This is a genomic window from Marinagarivorans cellulosilyticus, from assembly GCF_021655555.1.
GTDB lineage: Bacteria > Pseudomonadota > Gammaproteobacteria > Pseudomonadales > Cellvibrionaceae > Marinagarivorans > Marinagarivorans cellulosilyticus.
The window spans coordinates 373734-393907 of the sequence record NZ_AP023086.1 but is presented as its reverse complement, the minus strand read 5'-3'; the positions used below and the strand labels follow the sequence as shown (position 1 = coordinate 393907).

The following is a 20174-nucleotide window of genomic DNA, read 5'->3' as shown; positions in this document are numbered from 1 at the left end:
ACGCATCTACCACTACGCACTTAAAAGATAGTCGCTCGTTATACAACTGCCCCGTCGTTTTATAAAGGTTGTTTCGATATAAAAGCGAAGTTAGGGCCAAAAAAAACCGGCAAACGCCGGTTTTTAATATTTTTGATGGCAGCCAACGCTAAACATCCAAATAATCTAAGATGCCCTCAGCGGCTTCGCGACCTTCCCAAATGGCAGTAACCACCAAGTCTGAACCACGCACCATATCACCACCAGCAAACACCTTAGGATTTGTGGTTTGAAACTTAAACTCTTGCTTCTCTGGTGCAATTACTGTTTGCCAATCCGTTAGTTTCACACCGTTTGTCTCGAACCAAGGCTCAGGGCTAGGGCGGAAACCAAAGGCGATCAGCACTACATCAGCGGGCAGGATTTCCTCACTGCCAGCAATAGGCTCTGGCCTACGGCGGCCACGCTCATCGGGCTCACCCAACTGCGTTGTAACCACTTTTACACCTTCGACTTTGCCATCACCAACAATACCCACTGGCTGGCGATTAAATAAGAATTCAACCCCTTCTTCGCCAGCATTTTGCACCTCACGGCGCGAACCAGGCATGTTTTCTTGGTCCCGTCTGTAGGCGCATGTCACGCTTGCAGCACCTTGACGGATAGACGTGCGGTTACAGTCCATTGCGGTATCGCCACCACCAAGAACTACCACGCGTTGACCTTTTACACTGATGAAATCTGCAGGATCCTTCTCGAAGCCGAGGTTGCGATTAACATTTGAGACCAAAAACGGCAACGCATCATGTACACCCGGTAAATCTTCACCAGGAAATCCACCTTTCATATAGGTGTAAGTTCCCATCCCCATGAAGACAGCATCGTACTCTTCAAGTAGTTGCTCCATGGTAATGTCAGTGCCGACTTCGGTATTCAAGCGAAATTCAACTCCCATATCTTGGAAGATTTCGCGACGGCGAGTCATTACCGATTTTTCGAGCTTAAATTCAGGAATGCCGAAAGTTAAAAGCCCACCAATTTCTGGGTACTTGTCGAACACAACAGGTTTGACACCATTGCGAACCAAAACATCAGCGCAACCCAACCCCGCAGGCCCTGCACCAATCACCGCGACTTTTTTGTCAGTCCAAACAACTTTAGACATATCTGGGCGCCAGCCCATCGCAAAAGCTGTATCGGTAATATACTTTTCAGCATTACCAATTGTTACCGCACCAAAACCATCATTCAGCGTGCAAGCACCCTCGCATAAGCGATCTTGTGGGCAAACTCGCCCGCATACTTCGGGCAAAGAGTTGGTCTGATGAGAAAGCTCCGCGGCCTCGGTGATATTGCCCTCAGAAATCAACTTAAGCCAATTGGGAATGAAGTTATGCACAGGGCACTTCCATTCACAATAGGGGTTGCCGCACTCTAAGCAGCGGTGCGATTGATCTTGAACCTCTTCTTCATTGAACGGCTGATAAATCTCAACAAATTCCGCTTTGCGGACGTCAATGGCTTTTTTAGCAGGGTCTTGTCGTCCCACATCTAAAAATTGAAAATTGTTATTTAAACGCTTACCCATAACGATATCTCAAATAGCTACGGCCCAGCATGCTGGGCACTGGCTGATTATTCTCCGCGCGAACCCAGACTGGTCAGCAAACCTTGCAAGCTAGCAGCCTTAGGCTTAACAAGCCAAAAGCGCCCAACCATATAGTCAAACCGGTCTAGGATATGCTGACCCCATTCACTTTGAGTTTCAGCAACAAATTCATTGATAACACCACGAAGGTGGTTTCGATGCGCCTCAAGCGACTCGGTATTAACGCGAACGATGTCAACCAACTCATGGTTATAGCGATCAACAAAAGTATTGTCTTCATCCAATACGTAAGCAAAACCGCCGGTCATACCCGCACCAAAGTTAAGGCCGGTTTTACCGAGCACAGTAATCACGCCGCCCGTCATATATTCACAGCAGTGATCCCCAGCGCCCTCGACAACGGCAAAGGCACCAGAATTACGTACACCGAAGCGCTCACCCGCCCCACCAGCAGCAAATAACTTACCGCCAGTAGCACCGTACAAACACGTGTTGCCGACAATGCTGGTGTCCTGCGTAGCGAAGCTAGAGCCTTCCGGCGGGCGAATAACCAGCTTGCCGCCAGCCATGCCTTTACCCACGTAATCGTTGGCATCACCTTCAAGGCGCATCTCTAAGCCGCCGGCATTCCAAACACCAAAGCTCTGGCCAGCAATACCTTTTAAGTTCAACTTAATCGGTGCGCTATCCATACCCAAGTTGCCATAACGCTTAGCGATTTCACCACTTAAGCGCGCACCTATAGAGCGGTCACAGTTGGTAATGGTAAAGTCGAACTCACCACCGGTTTTTGCCTCAATTGCTGGCAACACTTTCGCCACCATTAATTCAGCCTTTTTCCCTTCATCATAAGGCGTGTTGCGCTCGACTTGACAGGATTTTGGCTTGCTCTTAATGAAGTCGTCAGTGTAGATAATTGGCGCTAAATCTAATTTCGAGTGCTTAGAAGTGGTACCTTCAATAACCTCTAACAGGTCAACTCGGCCGATCAACTCGGTAAGCGAACGCACACCCAATTTCGCCATCCACTCGCGGGTTTCTTCGGCCACAAAGCGGAAGAAATTCATCACCATTTCTACGGTACCGATGTAATGGTCTTTGCGCAGCTTATCTTGCTGTGTAGCAACACCCGTCGCACAGTTATTTAAGTGGCAAATACGGAGGTACTTACAACCCAGCGCCACCATCGGCGCAGTACCAAAGCCAAAGCTTTCAGCACCCAAGATTGCCGCCTTAACCACATCAAGGCCGGTTTTAAGGCCACCATCAGTTTGTACACGCACTTTGTCACGCAAATCGTTCGCACAAAGCGTTTGATGCGTTTCAGACAAGCCAAGCTCCCAAGGAGAGCCTGCATGTAAAATAGAGGTCAGCGGGCTCGCTGCAGTACCACCATCATAGCCAGAGATGGTAATTAAATCGGCGTATGCTTTTGCAACACCCGCAGCAATCGTACCGACACCCGGTCGCGATACCAACTTAACAGAAACAAGTGCACCCGGGTTAACCTGCTTAAGGTCGTAAATTAGCTGGGCTAAGTCTTCGATCGAATAGATGTCGTGGTGCGGCGGCGGCGATATCAAGGTAACACCAGGTACCGAATAACGTAAACGCGCAATTAATTCGTTCACTTTGCCGCCAGGAAGCTGGCCACCCTCACCAGGCTTAGCGCCTTGGGCAACCTTGATCTGCAATACTTCGGCATTGCTTAAGTAGGCAGGGGTAACGCCAAAGCGACCCGATGCAACCTGCTTAATTTTAGAGACTTTGATCGAGCCGTAACGAACTGGATCTTCGCCACCTTCCCCGCTGTTAGAGCGCCCGCCGAGGGTGTTCATTGCTTCGGCCAAAGCTTCGTGGGCCTCTGGCGATAATGCACCTAGCGACATACCTGCCGAATCGAAACACTTGAACAGGTTCTCTACGGGTTCGACCTCTTCAAGAGGTACAGGCTCGATATCTTTGCGGATAGCCAGTAAGTCACGCAGCGTCGCAACAGGGCGCTCGTTAATTAACTTGGCGTAATCGCGCCATGCTGAATACTCACCCGTTTGTACTGCGGCATGTAACGCCTGAACCACATCAGGGTTGTAAGCGTGGTATTCATGGCCATGTACGTACTTAAGAATGCCGCCATGGTTAATAGGCTTACGCGCTTTCCACGCTAGCTTAGACAAAATCTTTTGATCGACCTCTAAGTCTTCAAAGCTAGCGCCTTCAATACGGCTTGGCGTGCTATCGAAGCACAAAGACACAACTTCGCTACTCAGGCCAATCGCTTCGAACAGTTGCGCACCGCGATAAGACGCGATGGTTGAAATCCCCATTTTCGATAGGATTTTCAACAAACCTTTATTGATACCTTTGCGGTAATTTTTATACGCAGTATCAACATCGGTTAATAAGTCGCCCGATTCAATTAGGCTATTAATGATGTAATAGCTCAAGTAAGGGTATACAGCGGTTGCGCCATAACCGATAAGCGTCGCGATATGATGCGAATCGCGTGCGGTTGCCGTTTCAACCACGATATTGGCATCACAGCGCAACCCCTCGTTAGTTAACCGCTGGTGGACTGCACCTGTAGCTAATAAAGCATGAATAGGCACCAGCCCTTCTTTTAAGCCCGCATCGCTTAGCACAATGATCGCTTGCCCAGCTTTAACACCGGCAACGACATCATCCACTAATTTTACAAGTGCAGATTTAAGGTCAGTTTTGTCAGCATCATAGTGCAAGCTATAAGATTTTAGCGGGTACTTTTTGCTATCAACATCAGCTAAAACCCTGAATTTATCAGGAGACAAGACGGGGCTACTTAGAATAATGCGCTGAGCATGGGCCTCAGTCTCATCAAATACGCTCAGCTCACGTCCCAGGCAAGTTTCCAAAGACATCACTATCGCTTCGCGTAGCGGGTCTATCGGCGGGTTGGTTACCTGAGCAAATTGCTGCCGGAAGTAGTCATACAAAGAGCGCTGGTGCTGTGACAGTACGGCCATTGGAGTATCGTCCCCCATTGAGCCTACCGCTTCTTGGCCACCTTCGGCCAGCGGGCGCAACACCAAGTCACACTCTTCAAAGGTAACTTGGTTCATCTTCATGTAGGTTTTGACTTGCTCATCCGATAAGCTATCTTCCGCTTTATCGCGCGCTAAGCTCGACTCAATACGCGTTGCTTGCTCGTTTAACCACTTGCGATAAGGCTTGCTGCTTTTTAGCTGCTTATCGATATCCTCGGTATGGAAAAGCTCACCAGTTTGCGTATCAACAGAAAGCATTTGCCCCGGCCCTAAACGACCTTTAGCAACAACATCTTCCGGCGCGTAATCATAAACACCAACCTCAGACGCTACCGTGATTAAATCATCTTTAGTAATCACCCAGCGCGAGGGGCGCAAACCGTTACGGTCAAGCGTACATACCGCGTAGCGGCCATCAGTGACCACTAATCCAGCAGGGCCATCCCAAGGCTCGATATGCATTGAGTTGTATTCGTAAAACGCTTTAAGGTCTTGATCCATCGTCTCGACATTTTGCCAAGCCGGTGGCACAAGCATTCTTACTGCGCGGTGCAACTCCATGCCGCCAGTCAGTAGCACTTCAAGCATGTTATCTAAGCTTGAAGAGTCAGAGCCGGTGCGGTTAACCAAGGGCGCAACTTCATCAAGGTTAGGCAGTAAATCATTTTGGAATTTTGGTGTTCGCGCCAATGCCCAGTTGCGGTTGCCAACAATGGTATTGATTTCACCATTGTGAGCCAACATGCGAAACGGCTGCGCCAATGGCCAGCGTGGCAATGTATTAGTTGAAAAGCGCTGGTGAAAAACGCAGATAGCCGTTTCCATCCGTTCATCACCCAAGTCGATAAAGTACTTAGGCAGATCAACAGGCATCATGAGGCCTTTGAACGATACAACCGCGCTGCTCAAACTAGAGACATAAAAGTCAGCATCTTGAGCCAAGGCTTTTTCTATACGACGGCGCACAAGAAACAGCTTAGCGTTAAAAGCCTGCTCATCGGTTTCTGTTGTATTAACAAAAAGGTGAAAGAAGTCTGGCTCACTTTCTTTTGCAATAGGACCCAAGCAGTCTGAGTTAGTTGGCAGTTTCCGCCACGCGACATCACTTAAGCCTTCGCGCGCCAATTCAGCCACAATCACTTGCTTAGCAGCACTAGAGCGGGTTGCATCTTTCGCAATCATGAATGCGCCAACACCATACAGCGCGCTTAATTCAAAATTAGCATCTGCTTTTGCAACCGTACGCAAAAAACTGTCTGGCTTCTTGATTAATAGACCGCAGCCATCGCCTGTTTTTCCGTCGGCAGCAATACCACCACGGTGAGTCATGCAGGTCAACGATTCAATGGCGGTCAGCAACAACTTATGGCTAGCTTGGCCCTTCAGGTGGGCAATCAAACCAAAACCACAATTGTCTTTAAACTCATCTAACCGGTACAGGCCAGTATTCATAAGCAGGTTCACTTCACTAAGTTGTTAATACATCGAGCCGGATCGCCAGTCAAAACTGTGCACTAACGCGGCATCGGCAGTGGGTTTAACCGGCAAGTGTCGCATCGACTCTTCGATACTTAAGCTCACCGCAGTAACAGCCCCGATTGTCAGTCACTGATACCCTTTCATGTTTGCAATTGTGCGAACGATTATTCATCGCACATCTATCACCACCTCACTAGAGAGGCTGAGCTATGCGACTTTCGCGCCAATATTCCATATGGCGAATGGCAGCCTCAAATGCAACATTTTTGCTGCCAGAGACAAAAAAGCCCCTAAAGAAAGGGGCTTGCCTGATAAATGGGCGCTGAATGTTAACGGTTAAGACTCAAATTGGCAAGATCAGCGCACCTTAACTGACGAACTGCTTGGTGCTATTGCCCTCAATTAGGGCGATTGCTGTTTATATGCTGCTATCTCTAGCCGAACCGCAGCCATACTTTTTGGCCAGGGCCCCGCTTTTAATTGCCCGCTGGGCAAATTACTCATTGCCGCCAATGCTGAGTCTTTATCTGCGTAGTAACCCTCAACAACAACAAACCAGCTTTTACCTGAGCGCAAAGAGCGGTATATACGCAAAGATGATCGATTACGCTGACCATTGACAAACTCTTCTAATGCTGGCAACGACTTAGCCGCTGACACTTGCAAAACATAGCCTGTTGGCGCCATAGCCATTAACTCTGATTCATCCTCAGTCAAACCTTCTATTTCAGGCTTAGGGCGACTGGGTTTAACCGTCTTAGCAACTTTTGGCTGTACAGCCACTTGGGGCTCACTTGCCGTTCTGACAGGCTTAGGCGCCGCCTGTACACGCCCTTCACTGGCCGAAACATCTACGCTAATTGGCACCGCATGTTCGGTCACGCTAGTCGCGCGACTCGATGAGGATTTAGCCTCTTCCATTTCAGAAGTAGTGTTTACTTCGGCAGCACTCACCTTTTCAACCGGGGGTACCTGAGCAATTGCAGCAGCGTCTAATTTTGCCACAGACGAAGATGAATTAGCCTCAGCGGCCAATGAGGCTTCAACTACTGGCGCATCCTGAATCGGAGCCAATGGACGCTCTTTCGCGCCCTGAGATAAAAACCCCCAAGCCAGCGCTGCAATTAATGCAATTAAAGCCAACACATGCCAAATAGGCAGCTTGCTCCACCAAGCTTCTGCTTTAGCGGCAGCCGCCTCTTGCCAAGCCGCTTGCGCTAGGCGCAGAAGCTCCCCAGGCCTGCCAGAGGATTCATTCCATAAGGCGCATACTAAATCATCATCAAACGGGAAGGGTTGCTCGGCATGCGTACCCGCAAACTCTTCAGACAGTAACTCTGTAGCATCCGTGAGTGACAAGGCCGGCAAAACACAGTCGCGAACCTCTACATCAACAAGGTTAAGCGCATCAAGTCTTTGCGCCGTGCCAGGCTCACCAATAAACACCAAAGCCAAGCCCACTTCGGTATCGACTCCGCCTTGAAATACACTCGCCAAAGCCGCAAGGGCTTGGTCATCAAAATTATGCGCATCATCGATGATTAGAATTTTGCGTGACTGCTCGCGCTTCAGCTCAGAATCATAGTGGCGCAAAGCAATAATAGATTGCCCTACACTTTGACCATCTTTGACGTCAACACCCAAGGAGGTAAGCAAACAATCAAAGACCTGAGAAGTAGGCAGCCCTGCAGGCAAGGCCAATACGCCACAACTAACATCTTCAGGCAAGCTGGCGGCCATTCGATGAGCAAACACTGTTTTCCCTGAACCCGCTTGACCATCAACAACCTGTAAACCACCGGAGAATTGTGCCAAATGCAATAACTGCCTCATGACACCTTGCCATGTCGGCGGATTAACAAAACTTGCCCCTCCAACAAAAGGCATCGGCGCCTCAACTGCGCTAGACATGATGTGGTCTCCTTAATGTACAGGTGCAAATTAAATTCATATTAACCGAGCGCACTTAACTGTTTATCTAAAATATCGGCATCAAAGTCGGAGGTTACCACAGCCTGCCCCAACTGTTTGAGCAACACCAAACGCAACTGGCCATCCAGCACCTTTTTGTCCACCGACATGCCCGAGACAAAATCGCTCTTTGACATAGATTCTGGCGGCAAAATAGGTAGCTTCGCTTTAGCTATAAGGCTTAGAGATCTATCATAATCAGCTTGGCTAATCCAACCTTGGAGGCAGGATAGCTCGCAAGCCATTGCCATGCCCGCGCCAACAGCCTCACCATGAAGCCATGCGCCATAACCTTGTACATTTTCTATCGCATGTCCATACGTATGACCAAGGTTCAAAATCGCCCTAATGCCGCCCTCACGCTCGTCCTGCGCGACAACTTCCGCCTTGATTTCACAACTGCGATAAATAGCGTAGGCCAAGGCCTCTGGCTCACGGGCCAATAAAGTTTCCATGTTGTCCTCGAGCCAGCCTAAAAACGCAATATCAGCAATAAGGCCATACTTGATAACTTCCGCCAAACCTGCAGATAGCTCTCGCTCAGGCAAAGACTGCAAGACGTTAATATCAATAAGAACAGCCTTGGGCTGATAGAACGCGCCTATCATATTTTTGCCCAATGAGTGGTTAACGCCAGTCTTACCGCCCACAGAAGAATCAACCTGAGAAAGCAGCGTTGTAGGCACCTGAATGAATTCAACCCCCCGCTGATAACAAGCAGCAGCAAAGCCAGCCATATCGCCAACCACACCGCCACCCAAAGCAACAATCAAGCAACGCCGATCAAAGCGCTGCTCTAGCAAAGCATCAAAAACTTTATTGAGTGTTTCCAGGTTTTTAAATTTCTCGCCATCGGGCAATAACACCGATTGCAGTTTTTGCGGAGGGGCATCCAAAGCTTCAAGCGTCTTCAGCAAAGTAGGCAAAATGATCTCGCCAAGCGTTTCATTCGAAACAATCATCACTTGGCGATTCCCAACAAGCGACTGCCAATGCGCAGTCGAAGACAGTACATTTTCGCCAATCACAATGGGGTAGGAGCGGTCTTTCAGGTTAACAGTCAGTGTACGTTCGGTCATAGTCTAGGCCCAGCAATCATAAAAGGCCCAAAATACAGGCCATCAAAACGCTGAGCATGCTAAGCCGTTTAGCACATCAAAGGCAAGCTAAGCCTCTATTTGGGCGCATATCTGATGTACAACACCCTTCGCGCCACGCACATCAGTCATGATATTAGCGTGAGCGGCGGCCTCGTACAAAGGAGCTCGCAACTCGAGCAACTCTTTAATTTTTGCTTTTGGGTCTTTAACTTGCAACAGCGGGCGCTTTTTGTCTTTGCTCGTTCTTGCAGTTAATTGCTCTAAAGAAGCCTGCAGAAAAAACACCCTCCCAAGCTTTCGCAGCAACGCAATATTTTCTGGTTGCGTCACTATGCCGCCCCCCGTTGCAATAACCATTGAGGCATTTTCTTCAAGCAAGTCGCGCAATACTGCCGTCTCCCGAGCGCGAAAACCCTCTTCACCTTCCACATCAAAAATCCAAGGGATATCAGCCCCTGTTCTATCCTCAATTACCGAATCAGTATCGACAAAGCTAAAACCAAGTCGGGAGGCTAATAGCCTCCCGACGGTAGATTTGCCGGCCCCCATGGGGCCGACAAGAACAATATTAGAATGTTTACTCATTAGTTATTCGTCAGTGTGCTCGACATAATACGGGGGGTAACAAAAATGATGAGCTCTTTCTTATCCTCGCTCTTGGTATCTTTACGGAACAGACGACCAAGCACGGGGATATCACCCAGCAAAGGAACTTTAGATTGCCCAGTCACAACGTTATTTTGGAAAATACCACCTAACACTACCGTTTGACCATCAGCAACCAATACCTGCGTATTTAGCTCAGTCACATCAATCGTCGGAATACCAGCATTGGTCAGCTCACCCACATTATCTTGGTTAATCTTAAGATCCATAATGATGTTGTCATCGGGCGTAATTTGCGGAGTAACATCAAGCTTCAATACTGCCTCTTTGAATGCAACCGTAGTTGCCCCACTTGCAGAAGCCTCTTGATAAGCGATTTCGGTACCGCTTTCAATCGAGGCTTGCTGCTTATCACCGGTGATTACTTTAGGTTGACTCACAATCTCAGCGAACCCACTTTCTTCAAGAGCTGAAATCTCAAGTCCCAGCAATACATCGCCAGATACCACTCCCATCGTAAAATTGCCAAAGGACTCAATAACTCCTAGATCCACAGCTCTTGAATCAACATCAGTTATTGTCTCACCATAATCATCAGGGTCATTGTCACCCAAACTATAAACAGTGCCCGCCTCACCATTAGAGTTATTAAACAGTTCATCCATTTTCCCGCTATAGCCTATTTGTCCATTTTTGAAACGACTCTGGGAGGCAAAGTTTATTCTCGAGCCTAACTCTTTTCTGAAGTTATTATTAGCAATTACAATACGAGCTTCAATCATAACCTGCCTAATAGGCACATCAATTTGCTCAATTACTCGACGAAAATCATTAATCTTCTCTTCAGTATCCGTCAAAATAATTGAGTTAGTACGCTCATCAACAATTGCATGCCCCCGATCAGACAAAATAGTGCCCGTTGAGTTTCTTTGATTACCGCCACTACCGGACTGCCCACCAAGACCACCTTCTGGGATAAACAACTCGAATAATTCTCGAGCATTGGCGTAGCGTACGCGAATATACTCCGTACGTAATGGCGCTAACTCTTCTAACTGTTTCTGAGTAGCCAGCTCTTGGCGCTCACGCTCTGCAATTTCTGCCGCTGGAGCCACCATCAAAACATTACCCACCTGGCGCTTATCCAAGCCCTTAGTTTTTAGCACCAGCTCCAATGCCTGATCCCAAGGCACGTTATCTAAGCGTAAAGTAATGCTGCCTTTAACAGTGTCACTTGCCACTAGGTTTAGATCGGTAAAATCAGCAATTAACTGCAATACAGAGCGTACTTCGATGTTTTGGAAGTTAAGCGACAGTTTTTCACCTGTATAAGCAAATTTAGCGCGTTTCTCTTCTATCTCTGCCTTCGTTAGCGGCTTAATACTAACAACATATTCATTGTCGGCTTGATAGGCCAAGTAGTCATATTCGCCATTGGCATCAATTTTTAACACTGTACGCAAGCTGCCAGTAGTTGCATCAATCATCTGCACCGGCGTTGCGAAATCAGTGACATCTAGCTTCCTGCGCAGCGCGTCAGGCAAGTCGGTCTGTAAGAAGCCAACCTCAATACCACCGGCAACCTCTTCAACATCAATACTTACACCTGGATTGCTGAGCTGAACAATGACTTTGCCCTCGCCAGCATCGCCACGACGAAAATCAATATTCTGAATTTCAGAAACGGATTTATCGAAGCGATTCTTAGGCTTGGCCAATACAGGCGAAGCTGCCGTTGCAACAGTAGACTGAGGCTCAACCGCAGCCAAGGCTTTTGCAGAGCCACCTACTTCCATAACAAGATCAGTACCTTCAACTCGCGTGGCGTATGGCTCCAGGGTGTTCATATTAACAATCAGCCGAGTACGGTTGCCGCCAGCTACCACAACAGCGCTACTTACGCTTCCCATATCCATATTAAACTTTTTCTGCGCTAGTGCGTTTTCAACATCAGCAAAGTCCAGCACGATGCGAGCAGGCTGCTCAATGGTATAGCCTTGCGGGCTAGATGGCGCCTCATCAAACACCAAGCGGATTTCAACGCGATCACCTGGCAGCTCAGCAAACTTGACATCTTGAAGCTCACTTGACCAAGCAAGTGGAGTCATCATTAAACCGGATAGAACTCCAGCAATTTTTCGGTATTTTGTGAACATGCCAGTTATTCCTTCTCAGATAATTTTATTGTTCTAGGACGTTGGACCCAACCACCTAAACCATCACCGACAATCTCTACAAGATTGAGCTGAGTAGTCGTGGCAGCAGTAATCTTACCGTGGTTTTTACCAATATAGTTATTTACTGTAACCCGGTGAATGCCCCCTGTAGGATCTTTCACCAGAGCCCAAAGGGCCCCATTTTGTTCCAGAGTGCCTACCATGGCAAGCGAGTCTAAGTTAAACGACTCAAGAAAATCTTTAACCCTTAGCGGGTCAGGCTTTACATCAGGGTCTCTTGTACCCTCAATTGTCGTGACAATCACAGGCTCGTCAAATGGGCTTCGCATCGCCGTAGCGCCATAAATAAAAGGATCAAACGTTCGAACTGGAGGCAGAGGTTCAATTGAACCCTCAGGCCTAGCTTTCACCTCATCAATATAGCGGGTTAAATCAGCAGTATCTTTAGAAGACACACAACCCGATAACAGTAACGCGATGGACGGTAGCAATACTTTTCTAATTAACATAAATATCACTCCTGATCCTTGTAGCGGTATGTTTTTGCGACAACATCCATACTCAGGTTTGAGCCGTTTTTATCTCCATCTCTTTTTATGGAAAAATCATGCAGTGTCACAATGCGCGGCATACCCGCAATACCGCTCACAAATGCGCCAAATTCATGGTAACCGCCAGACACTTTAATATTGATGGGTAATTCTATATAAAATTCAGCAGGTTTCTCTGGTTGCAACTTCACACTCTCGATAACTAATCGGCTTTGAGTGCCTTTTTCATCGATATCATCAACAAGATCAGGCACCTCAGTATCATCGGGCAGCTGTTTTTTGAGCGCTTCAAACGAATCTTCCATTTCTGCAATTTGCTTGCGGTACTTATCAAGGTTGGCAGCCTCAAACGCTTTCCCCTCAAAATCCTTCTTCAGAGTAACCTCACTTCTCTCAGCAGACTCCAATTGAGCATTCTTATCCTTAACAACCCCAAAGAAGGTACCTACAATTATCACCACCACCGCAGCAACCCAAATAAAGATCCTGCCACCCAAAGGCCAAACGCCAACCCGCTCCCAGTCGAGCGCCGAAACATCAAAACCTTGGAGCTGTTCAACTAACTCATTTAAATTTGCCATACACCCTCCCCCTACTTATTTTTATTGTCTTCGCCAGAAGGGACAACAGTATTTAATACTACAGAAAAACGCACAGCCTGCTCACCATAAGCAGGGTCTGCCGTCACAGATTTAAGGTTGGATTCAGAAAACCACGTGGAGTTATCAATGTTACGCATCAATGAGGCCACTCGGCTATTGGACTCTGCCACGCCATCCAAGGTAATGCCGCGCCCCTTTCTGACCATTGACAAAATAAATACGCCATCAGGGATAGCACGCACAAACTCGTCAAAGTAACGCACAATAACAGGCCGCGTTCCCTGAAGATCTTGAATCACACGCATACGGGAAATCAAATCTTCACGCTTTCGCTTAAGCTCTTGAATCTCCTTAACCTGCTTATTTAAAACTGCAAGCTCATCCTTAAGGAGCTTGTTTCTGTATTCTTGATTATCAATGGCGCCATTAACCATGCTAATCCAGATAAATGCCGCTATACCGGCCAAAATACAGACAAAAACAGTATGTGATATAAACTCTTGCTTTTTCTCGCGGCGGTACTCTTCGCGCCAACTGAGTAAGTTAATTCTTGCCATCTTAATCAAAGCTCCTTAACGCCAAGCCCGTCACAATCATTAATGAAGGAGCATCATTAGCCAATGCAGCAGAATTCACTCTCGAAGACACCGACATATTAGCAAAAGGGTTTGCAACCGTTGTGTGGGTTTCAAGCTTATCTTCCACCATGTCAGATAAACCATCCATTGAAGCAACGCCACCGGCTAACAAAACATGATCGACCTCATGGTACTGGCTCGAGGAGAAGAAAAACTGCAACGAGCGCGTAACCTGCTGAACCACACTATCTTTAAAGGGTTCCAACACCTCAGCCTCGTAATCATCAGGCAAGCCCCCTTGACGCTTAGCTAAACCAGCCTCCTCTTCAGACAAGCCATAACGGCGCTGAATTTCCTCTGTAAGCTGCTTGCCGCCAAATAACTGCTCGCGAGCATAAACAATCTTGCCCTCAACCAATACACTCAGCGTAGTCATTGTTGACCCTATATCAACAATAGCAATCACTTTATCGTAGGCTCCGTCAATTTGGTCTGCTTGCAAATCAAAAGAACGCTCAAGGGCATAAGCTTCAACATCGACAACTTTTGCAGTAAGCCCAGCCAACTCCATAACCGCTTCACGTGTCTCAACATTTTCACTACGGCAAGCCGCTAGCAGAACGTTGACTTGTTCAGGAGATTTTTCAGAAGGGCCGAGAACATCGAAATCGATTGAAACCTCTTCTATAGGGTAAGGAATATACTGATCAGCCTCCAATGAAATTTGCAATTCCATTGCGTCGTCAGTTAAACCAGCCGGCATTTCGATGGTTTTTGTGATAACAGCCGAACCGGGCACTGCCAGTGCGACATCACGCACTTTGGTACGCGCTTGCTGAATCGTTGCTTTCACAACCTGCGCGACAGCATCGACATCACTGATATTTTTTTCAACGACAACCCCCGGAGGCAGCGGCCTCACAGAGTAGTTCTCCACACGATAGCTATCGCCATGCTTGGTGAGCTCTATCATTTTTACTGTCGTCGAGCTGATATCCAAACCGAGCAACGGCTTGCTTTTTTTGCTTAGAAAGCTGAGAACACTCATTTTAATATTCTTATCCGCTATTGAGCTGCTGTTAATGTTATAGCACTTGAGTTCGCACCTGCAACAGTACTCGACCTATGCAGAGATGTAAAAGGCTATATACTGTGAAGCCTTCGTACATCATAGCTAACCCTACAACGACATTTGCTGTCGTTTATATCCGCAAAGACAATGCTTAAATCATTATTACGTATTATTATTTGGCTCGCATTGACCTTGGTCGGCGGCACCACCTTAAGCTTAGCAGGGATGTTCCTATATCTCAGCCCAGCATTACCTTCTGTCGAAAGTCTTCGGGAGGTCAAACTCCAAACCCCGCTAAGGGTTTACTCAGCCGATAACAAACTAATTGGTGAATTCGGCGAGCAACGCAGAACTCCCATTCGCTACCAAGATATTCCCGAACGCTATATCGATGCCCTGCTTGCAGCAGAGGATGAAGAATTCTACTCCCATAACGGCGTATCAATAAAAGGGCTTATGAGAGCCGTTTCACATTTATTGATCACCGGTGAAAAAAAATCCGGAGGATCGACCATTACCATGCAGGTTACCCGCCACTTTTTTCTCAATAAAAAGAAGCACTTCAAAAGAAAGTTCAACGAAATTTTGTTAGCCCTGCGCATTGAAGAAGAACTAAGCAAGCCCGAAATTCTCGAACTTTACGTAAATGTAATGTTTATGGGCAGTCGAGCCTACGGCATCCAAGCCGCGGCAGAAACGTATTACGGAAAAGATATAGCCGATTTAAGCACCGCACAACTTGCAACATTGGCAGGGCTTTACAAAGCGCCTTCGATTTGGAATCCACTGAGTAACCCAGAGCGCGCCAAAGAGCGACGCGATTGGATTCTTCATCGCATGGCCGAGATAGGAAAAATTGACAACGACACGTTAAATCAAGCCTTAAGCGAACCTGTCACCGCACAATACCATCGCCACCAGCTGGATTTTAACGCCCCCTACGTAGCTGAGGTCGCCCGCCAACAGGCTATTAACTTGCTGGGGCCGAAGGCTTACACTGACGGCTATAGCGTCTACACATCGATCAATAGTGAGCGACAAGCCAGCGCGCAGAGCGCAATTCGCGCAGGCCTAAGCGCTTACGATAGACGCCACGGTTATCGCGGACCAGAGCGACGAACAGAAGCCACTGACCTCGAGCAACAATTAGAAGCCCTTGAGCAACGCCCTCTCGTTTACGACTTAACACCAGCCCTCGTATCCAAAGTCAACGACGACGCCATTGAGGTTTATTTTTCTCGCAACGAAACAGCAACGCTATCTTGGGCCAACCTTGCAGACGGGTTACGGCTGTACAAAAGTGAGAACATCACCACTCCAGCCCCAGAAACACCGCACGCCCTGTTTAAAGCTGGCGACATTATTCGCCTTCAAGCAACCACTAACGGCTGGACACTAACCCAAATTCCCGAAGCACAAGCAGGGCTCGTCTCAATTGATTCGTTTTCGGGTGAAGTGGTGGCGTTAGTCGGCGGTTACCATTTTGGGCTAAGTAGCTTTAACCGCGTTATTCAAGCAGAAAGACAACCAGGCTCAAACTTCAAACCGTTTTTATACACTGCCGCCTTAGAAAACGGCTTTACTCCAGCGACTCTTATCAATGATGCACCGGTGGTTTTTGACGATAACGAACTAGAAAGCACATGGAGGCCAGAGAACTCTAGTGGAAAGTTCTACGGCCCAACTCGCTTGCGCAAAGCACTTTATTTATCACGCAACTTGGTTTCCATTCGCGTATTGCGCAACGTGGGAATCAATAAGGCCATAAAAGATATCGCACGATTTGGTATCGACCCCGAAAAACTCCCCAGGGACCTCTCTCTAGCGCTGGGCAGTTATGCGATTACACCGTATGACATCGCAGCCGGCTATGCCACATTTGCCAATGGCGGTTACAAAGTCTCACCATTCATAATTGATAGCATCGTCAATGATACCGGCGAAGCCATCTTCCGTAGCGCGCGCTCAAATGTTTGCTTAACGCAACCCTGTATGAATAACGCGCCTTTCCAATTTGATAGAGACGCTTTCAGTTTAACTACGCGCACCCAAAAAATAACCCGAGCAACACCCGAATTAACCGAAGCACCTCGCGTGATCAGCGAAGAAGTCGCCTACCTCATGGATTCTATGCTGCGCGACGTCGTGCGCCGCGGCACCGCGACCAAAGCCAAAGTACTCAACCGCGAAGATCTGGCGGGCAAAACGGGCACCACTAACGGTCCGACTGATGCATGGTTTTCAGGCTATGCCGGTGGGCTTGTCACCACAGCCTGGGTGGGCTTTGACGATAACCGCAATTTAGGGGTGAGAGAGTTTGGCGGTTCAGCGGCGCTACCGATATGGATAGATTTCATGCAGGACGCCCTTGAAGAGCGTCCGATATACCGTCTGCCACAACCGGCTGGCATCGTTTCTGTGCGCATCAACCCTGAAACAGGTGAGCGCGCACGCATCGACGACCCAGATGCCATATTTGAGGTCTTCAGGGCCGAAAACGCCCCGCACCCAAAGCAAGAACAACAACAGAATATCCCCAGCGATGCCATTCGGTATCACGAGGAGGTGTTTTAAGCTCCCGCCCTGAGGGCAGCTATTCGATCAGCTAACGGCGGGTGCGTAGCCAAAGCACTGCCAAAGCGTTTAGAAAAACCACTCGTGATCCCAAAAGCGCTTAGGCTATCTGGCATGGTGCTCTTAGCTTGGGTTTCCTGCTGCAAGCGTTGCAGTGCCGCAACCATTGCACCAGAACCCGCCAACTGCGCACCGGCAATATCGGCCCGAAACTCACGCCGGCGAGAAAACCAAGCCACGATCATGCTCGCCAATATCCCCAGTACCATCTCGGCAACGAACGTTGCGATATAAAACCCAATACCGTGACCGTTGTTATCTCTGCTAATGGCGCGATCTACAACATGACCAATAATACGCGCAAAGAACATGACAAATGTATTCACCACACCTTGAATCAGCGCTAGCGTGACCATATCGCCATTCGCAACATGACCAATCTCGTGCCCCATCACCGCTTGCACCTCATCACGCGTAAAGCGGTCGAGCAAACCACGACTCACCGCTACCAAAGCAGCATTTTTATTCCAACCCGTCGCAAAAGCATTCGATTGCTGAGAGGGAAAGATGCCTACCTCCGGCATGCCAATGCCCGCTTTTTCCGACATCTGTCGAACCGTTTCAAGCAACCAGGCCTCTTCAGCATTGCGCGGTTGCTTGATGATGACTGTTCGAGTACTCATTTTCGCCATCCACTTCGATAGCAAAAGAGAAATTAGCGCACCAGAAAAACCAAATACAGCACAGAAAGCCAAAAGGGCCTGAAGGTCTAACCCGCCACTTTGATCGAGATAGCGTCCAACCCCTAATAAATTCAGCGTTAAACTCGCCACCAAAATAACCGCTAAGTTGGTCCCCAAAAAAAGCGCAATCCGCATCATGATCAATAACCTCACCTATTTTTTAGCCCGAACCATTTCAGGCTAAACACTTCATACCGCAAGCCAATATGGTTGCGACTAACAAAAACTCAAGCCAAAAAAAAGGCCGCAAAAGCAGCCTTTTCTTCAAATATTCAAACCAATTACTTTGCGCGTTTACGCTCATTTTCGGTTAATAGCTTTTTGCGCAAGCGAATGCTTACCGGTGTTACTTCAACCAACTCGTCATCCTCGATAAACTCTAAAGCTTGCTCTAATGTGTGCTTAATAGGCGGCACTAGCGTCAAGGCTTCATCAGTACCCGATGCACGTACGTTCGTTAACTGCTTACCCTTAATGGGGTTAACTGCCAAGTCGTTATCACGCGAGTGAATACCAATGATTTGACCTTCATAGACATCAATCGCATGCCCCAAAAATAAGCGGCCCCGGCTTTGTAGGTTAAACAACGAATAAGCTGCTGTTTTCCCTTTGACCATACTGACAAGCACGCCGTTTTGGCGACTCACAACATCACCCATTTTCACGGGACCGTAGTGGTCAAAGATACTTGTCATAATGCCCGAGCCAGATGTCATGGTTAAAAACGCACCACGGAAGCCGATCAAACCACGCGAAGGAATAATAAACTCAAGGCGTACACGCCCTTTGCCATCAGGCTCCATATTGGTCAGCTCACCTTTACGCAAGCCAATTTCTTCCATAATAGAGCCCTGATGCTGCTCTTCCACATCAATAACAACTTGCTCAAAGGGCTCATGAATTTCGCCATCAACGTCCTTCTGAACAACTTCTGGACGGGAAACCCCCATCTCGAAACCTTCACGGCGCATGGTTTCAATGAGTACAGACAAGTGAAGCTCACCACGGCCAGAAACAATAAACTTATCGGGCGTATCACCAGGCTTAACGCGCAATGCTACATTGTGGATTAACTCTTGATCCAGACGGTCTTTAATATTTCGCGTAGTAACGAACTTACCTTCTTTACCCGCAAAAGGTGAGTCATTCACGATAAACGTCATACTAACGGTTGGCTCATCAACACTCAGTGCTGGCAATGCTTCTACGTTTTCTGGGTCACACAGGGTGTCTGAAATGCTTAAGCCATCGATGCCGTTGATACATACGATGTCACCAGCCTGCGCAAGCTGAGTTTCAACCTGATCTAAACCCAAGTAACCTTTTACGTTTAGTACCTTGCCTTTGCGCTCTCTGCCATCAGCGGATTTCACAATCACCTGCTGGTTAGGCTTAAGCGTACCGCGGGTAATGCGGCCCACACCAATAACACCTACATAGCTATCGTAAGCTAGGGCAGAAACCTGCATTTGGAAGGGGGCTTCAGGGTCTACTTTAGGTGCCGGGCACTGATCAACAATCATTTGATACAAAGGCGTCATGTCTTCGGACATTTCTTCTGGGTCTAAACCAGCAATACCATTCAGCGCCGAGGTATAAACTACAGGGAAGTCTAACTGCTCCTCGGTGGCACCAAGAGCATCAAACAAATCAAAGATCTGATCCATAACCCAATCAGGCCGCGCACCTGGGCGGTCAATTTTGTTGATAACAACAATAGGACGCAAACCTTGTTCGAAGGCTTTTGATGTAACAAAACGTGTTTGCGGCATTGGCCCATCGACGGCATCAACCAACAAACATACGCTGTCAACCATCGACAGTACGCGCTCCACTTCACCACCAAAGTCGGCGTGACCAGGGGTATCCACGATGTTAATGCGGTAATCATTCCATTGAATAGCTGTATTTTTAGCCAAAATGGTAATGCCGCGCTCTTTTTCTTGGTCGTTAGAATCCATAACGCGCTCAGCACCTTGATCCTTACGGTCGAGGGTGCCAGACTGCTGGAGCAATTTGTCTACTAGCGTGGTTTTGCCATGGTCTACGTGGGCAATGATGGCAACATTGCGCAAATTATCTATCACAGAACACCTCAAGGAGTGTAAAA

General features: G+C 47.9%; 13 protein-coding genes. 1 reads left to right on the top strand and 12 read right to left on the bottom strand.

What is annotated here, in order from left to right; translation table 11 throughout:
• Nucleotides 1-148: 148 nt before the first annotated feature.
• From MARGE09_RS01400 to MARGE09_RS01355, 10 genes are all read right to left on the bottom strand, one after another.
• A complete protein-coding gene (locus tag MARGE09_RS01400) occupies nt 149-1567 on the bottom strand; it encodes an FAD-dependent oxidoreductase (RefSeq protein ID WP_236985583.1) in 1419 nt (472 codons plus the stop codon).
• Between the two features lie 47 nt (nt 1568-1614).
• Entirely contained in the window at nt 1615-6063 is a 4449-nt protein-coding gene (gene gltB / locus MARGE09_RS01395; protein WP_236985582.1) for a glutamate synthase large subunit, read from the bottom strand.
• Between the two features lie 429 nt (nt 6064-6492).
• Nucleotides 6493-8001 carry an AAA family ATPase gene (locus MARGE09_RS01390; protein ID WP_236985581.1) on the bottom strand — a complete coding sequence of 503 codons (1509 nt, stop codon included), beginning with the start codon at nt 7999-8001 and terminating at the stop codon, nt 6493-6495.
• Nucleotides 8002-8042: 41 nt separating this feature from the next.
• Nucleotides 8043-9140, bottom strand: coding sequence for a 3-dehydroquinate synthase (aroB, locus tag MARGE09_RS01385; protein ID WP_236985580.1), 1098 nt, complete (start codon nt 9138-9140; stop codon nt 8043-8045).
• 87 nt (nt 9141-9227) lie between these two features.
• Entirely contained in the window at nt 9228-9746 is a 519-nt protein-coding gene (locus tag MARGE09_RS01380) for a shikimate kinase (RefSeq protein WP_236985579.1), read from the bottom strand.
• Complete coding sequence (locus tag MARGE09_RS01375) at nt 9746-11923, bottom strand: type IV pilus secretin PilQ (RefSeq protein WP_236985578.1); 2178 nt, start codon at nt 11921-11923, stop codon at nt 9746-9748. Before MARGE09_RS01375 ends, MARGE09_RS01380 begins: the two co-directional genes overlap by 1 nt.
• Nucleotides 11924-11928: 5 nt before the next feature.
• Nucleotides 11929-12453 carry a pilus assembly protein PilP gene (locus MARGE09_RS01370; RefSeq protein ID WP_236985577.1) on the bottom strand — a complete coding sequence of 175 codons (525 nt, stop codon included), beginning with the start codon at nt 12451-12453 and terminating at the stop codon, nt 11929-11931.
• Nucleotides 12454-12458: 5 nt separating this feature from the next.
• A complete protein-coding gene (locus tag MARGE09_RS01365) occupies nt 12459-13076 on the bottom strand; it encodes a type IV pilus inner membrane component PilO (RefSeq protein WP_236985576.1) in 618 nt (205 codons plus the stop codon).
• Between the two features lie 11 nt (nt 13077-13087).
• Nucleotides 13088-13654: a PilN domain-containing protein gene (locus MARGE09_RS01360; RefSeq protein WP_236985575.1), complete on the bottom strand. Its 567-nt coding sequence runs from the start codon at nt 13652-13654 to the stop codon at nt 13088-13090.
• Nucleotide 13655: 1 nt separating this feature from the next.
• Complete coding sequence (locus tag MARGE09_RS01355; protein WP_236985574.1) at nt 13656-14723, bottom strand: pilus assembly protein PilM; 1068 nt, start codon at nt 14721-14723, stop codon at nt 13656-13658.
• 171 nt (nt 14724-14894) lie between these two features.
• On the opposite strand from MARGE09_RS01355, the gene MARGE09_RS01350 reads away from it, so the two are divergent.
• Nucleotides 14895-17321, top strand: a complete 2427-nt coding sequence (locus MARGE09_RS01350; protein WP_236985573.1) for a penicillin-binding protein 1A — start codon at nt 14895-14897, stop codon at nt 17319-17321.
• Here the strand turns inward: MARGE09_RS01350 and htpX are convergent.
• Complete coding sequence (gene htpX / locus MARGE09_RS01345; RefSeq protein ID WP_236985572.1) at nt 17318-18202, bottom strand: protease HtpX; 885 nt, start codon at nt 18200-18202, stop codon at nt 17318-17320. The two genes, MARGE09_RS01350 and htpX, sit on opposite strands and share 4 nt — an antisense overlap.
• A gap of 143 nt (nt 18203-18345) precedes the next feature.
• Nucleotides 18346-20151, bottom strand: a complete 1806-nt coding sequence (gene typA, locus MARGE09_RS01340; protein WP_236985571.1) for a translational GTPase TypA — start codon at nt 20149-20151, stop codon at nt 18346-18348.
• Nucleotides 20152-20174 lie beyond the last annotated feature (23 nt).

Excerpts from the sequence above, each read along its gene's own strand:
- MARGE09_RS01400 (WP_236985583.1), bottom strand. The coding sequence starts at position 1,567 with ATGGGTAAGCGTTTAAATAACAATTTTCAATTTTTAGATGTGGGACGA.
- gltB (WP_236985582.1), bottom strand. The coding sequence starts at position 6,063 with ATGAATACTGGCCTGTACCGGTTAGATGAGTTTAAAGACAATTGTGGT.
- MARGE09_RS01390 (WP_236985581.1), bottom strand. The coding sequence starts at position 8,001 with ATGTCTAGCGCAGTTGAGGCGCCGATGCCTTTTGTTGGAGGGGCAAGT.
- aroB (WP_236985580.1), bottom strand. The coding sequence starts at position 9,140 with ATGACCGAACGTACACTGACTGTTAACCTGAAAGACCGCTCCTACCCC.
- MARGE09_RS01380 (WP_236985579.1), bottom strand. The coding sequence starts at position 9,746 with ATGAGTAAACATTCTAATATTGTTCTTGTCGGCCCCATGGGGGCCGGC.
- MARGE09_RS01375 (WP_236985578.1), bottom strand. The coding sequence starts at position 11,923 with ATGTTCACAAAATACCGAAAAATTGCTGGAGTTCTATCCGGTTTAATG.
- MARGE09_RS01370 (WP_236985577.1), bottom strand. The coding sequence starts at position 12,453 with ATGTTAATTAGAAAAGTATTGCTACCGTCCATCGCGTTACTGTTATCG.
- MARGE09_RS01365 (WP_236985576.1), bottom strand. The coding sequence starts at position 13,076 with ATGGCAAATTTAAATGAGTTAGTTGAACAGCTCCAAGGTTTTGATGTT.
- MARGE09_RS01360 (WP_236985575.1), bottom strand. The coding sequence starts at position 13,654 with ATGGCAAGAATTAACTTACTCAGTTGGCGCGAAGAGTACCGCCGCGAG.
- MARGE09_RS01355 (WP_236985574.1), bottom strand. The coding sequence starts at position 14,723 with ATGAGTGTTCTCAGCTTTCTAAGCAAAAAAAGCAAGCCGTTGCTCGGT.
- MARGE09_RS01350 (WP_236985573.1), top strand. The coding sequence starts at position 14,895 with ATGCTTAAATCATTATTACGTATTATTATTTGGCTCGCATTGACCTTG.
- htpX (WP_236985572.1), bottom strand. The coding sequence starts at position 18,202 with ATGATGCGGATTGCGCTTTTTTTGGGGACCAACTTAGCGGTTATTTTG.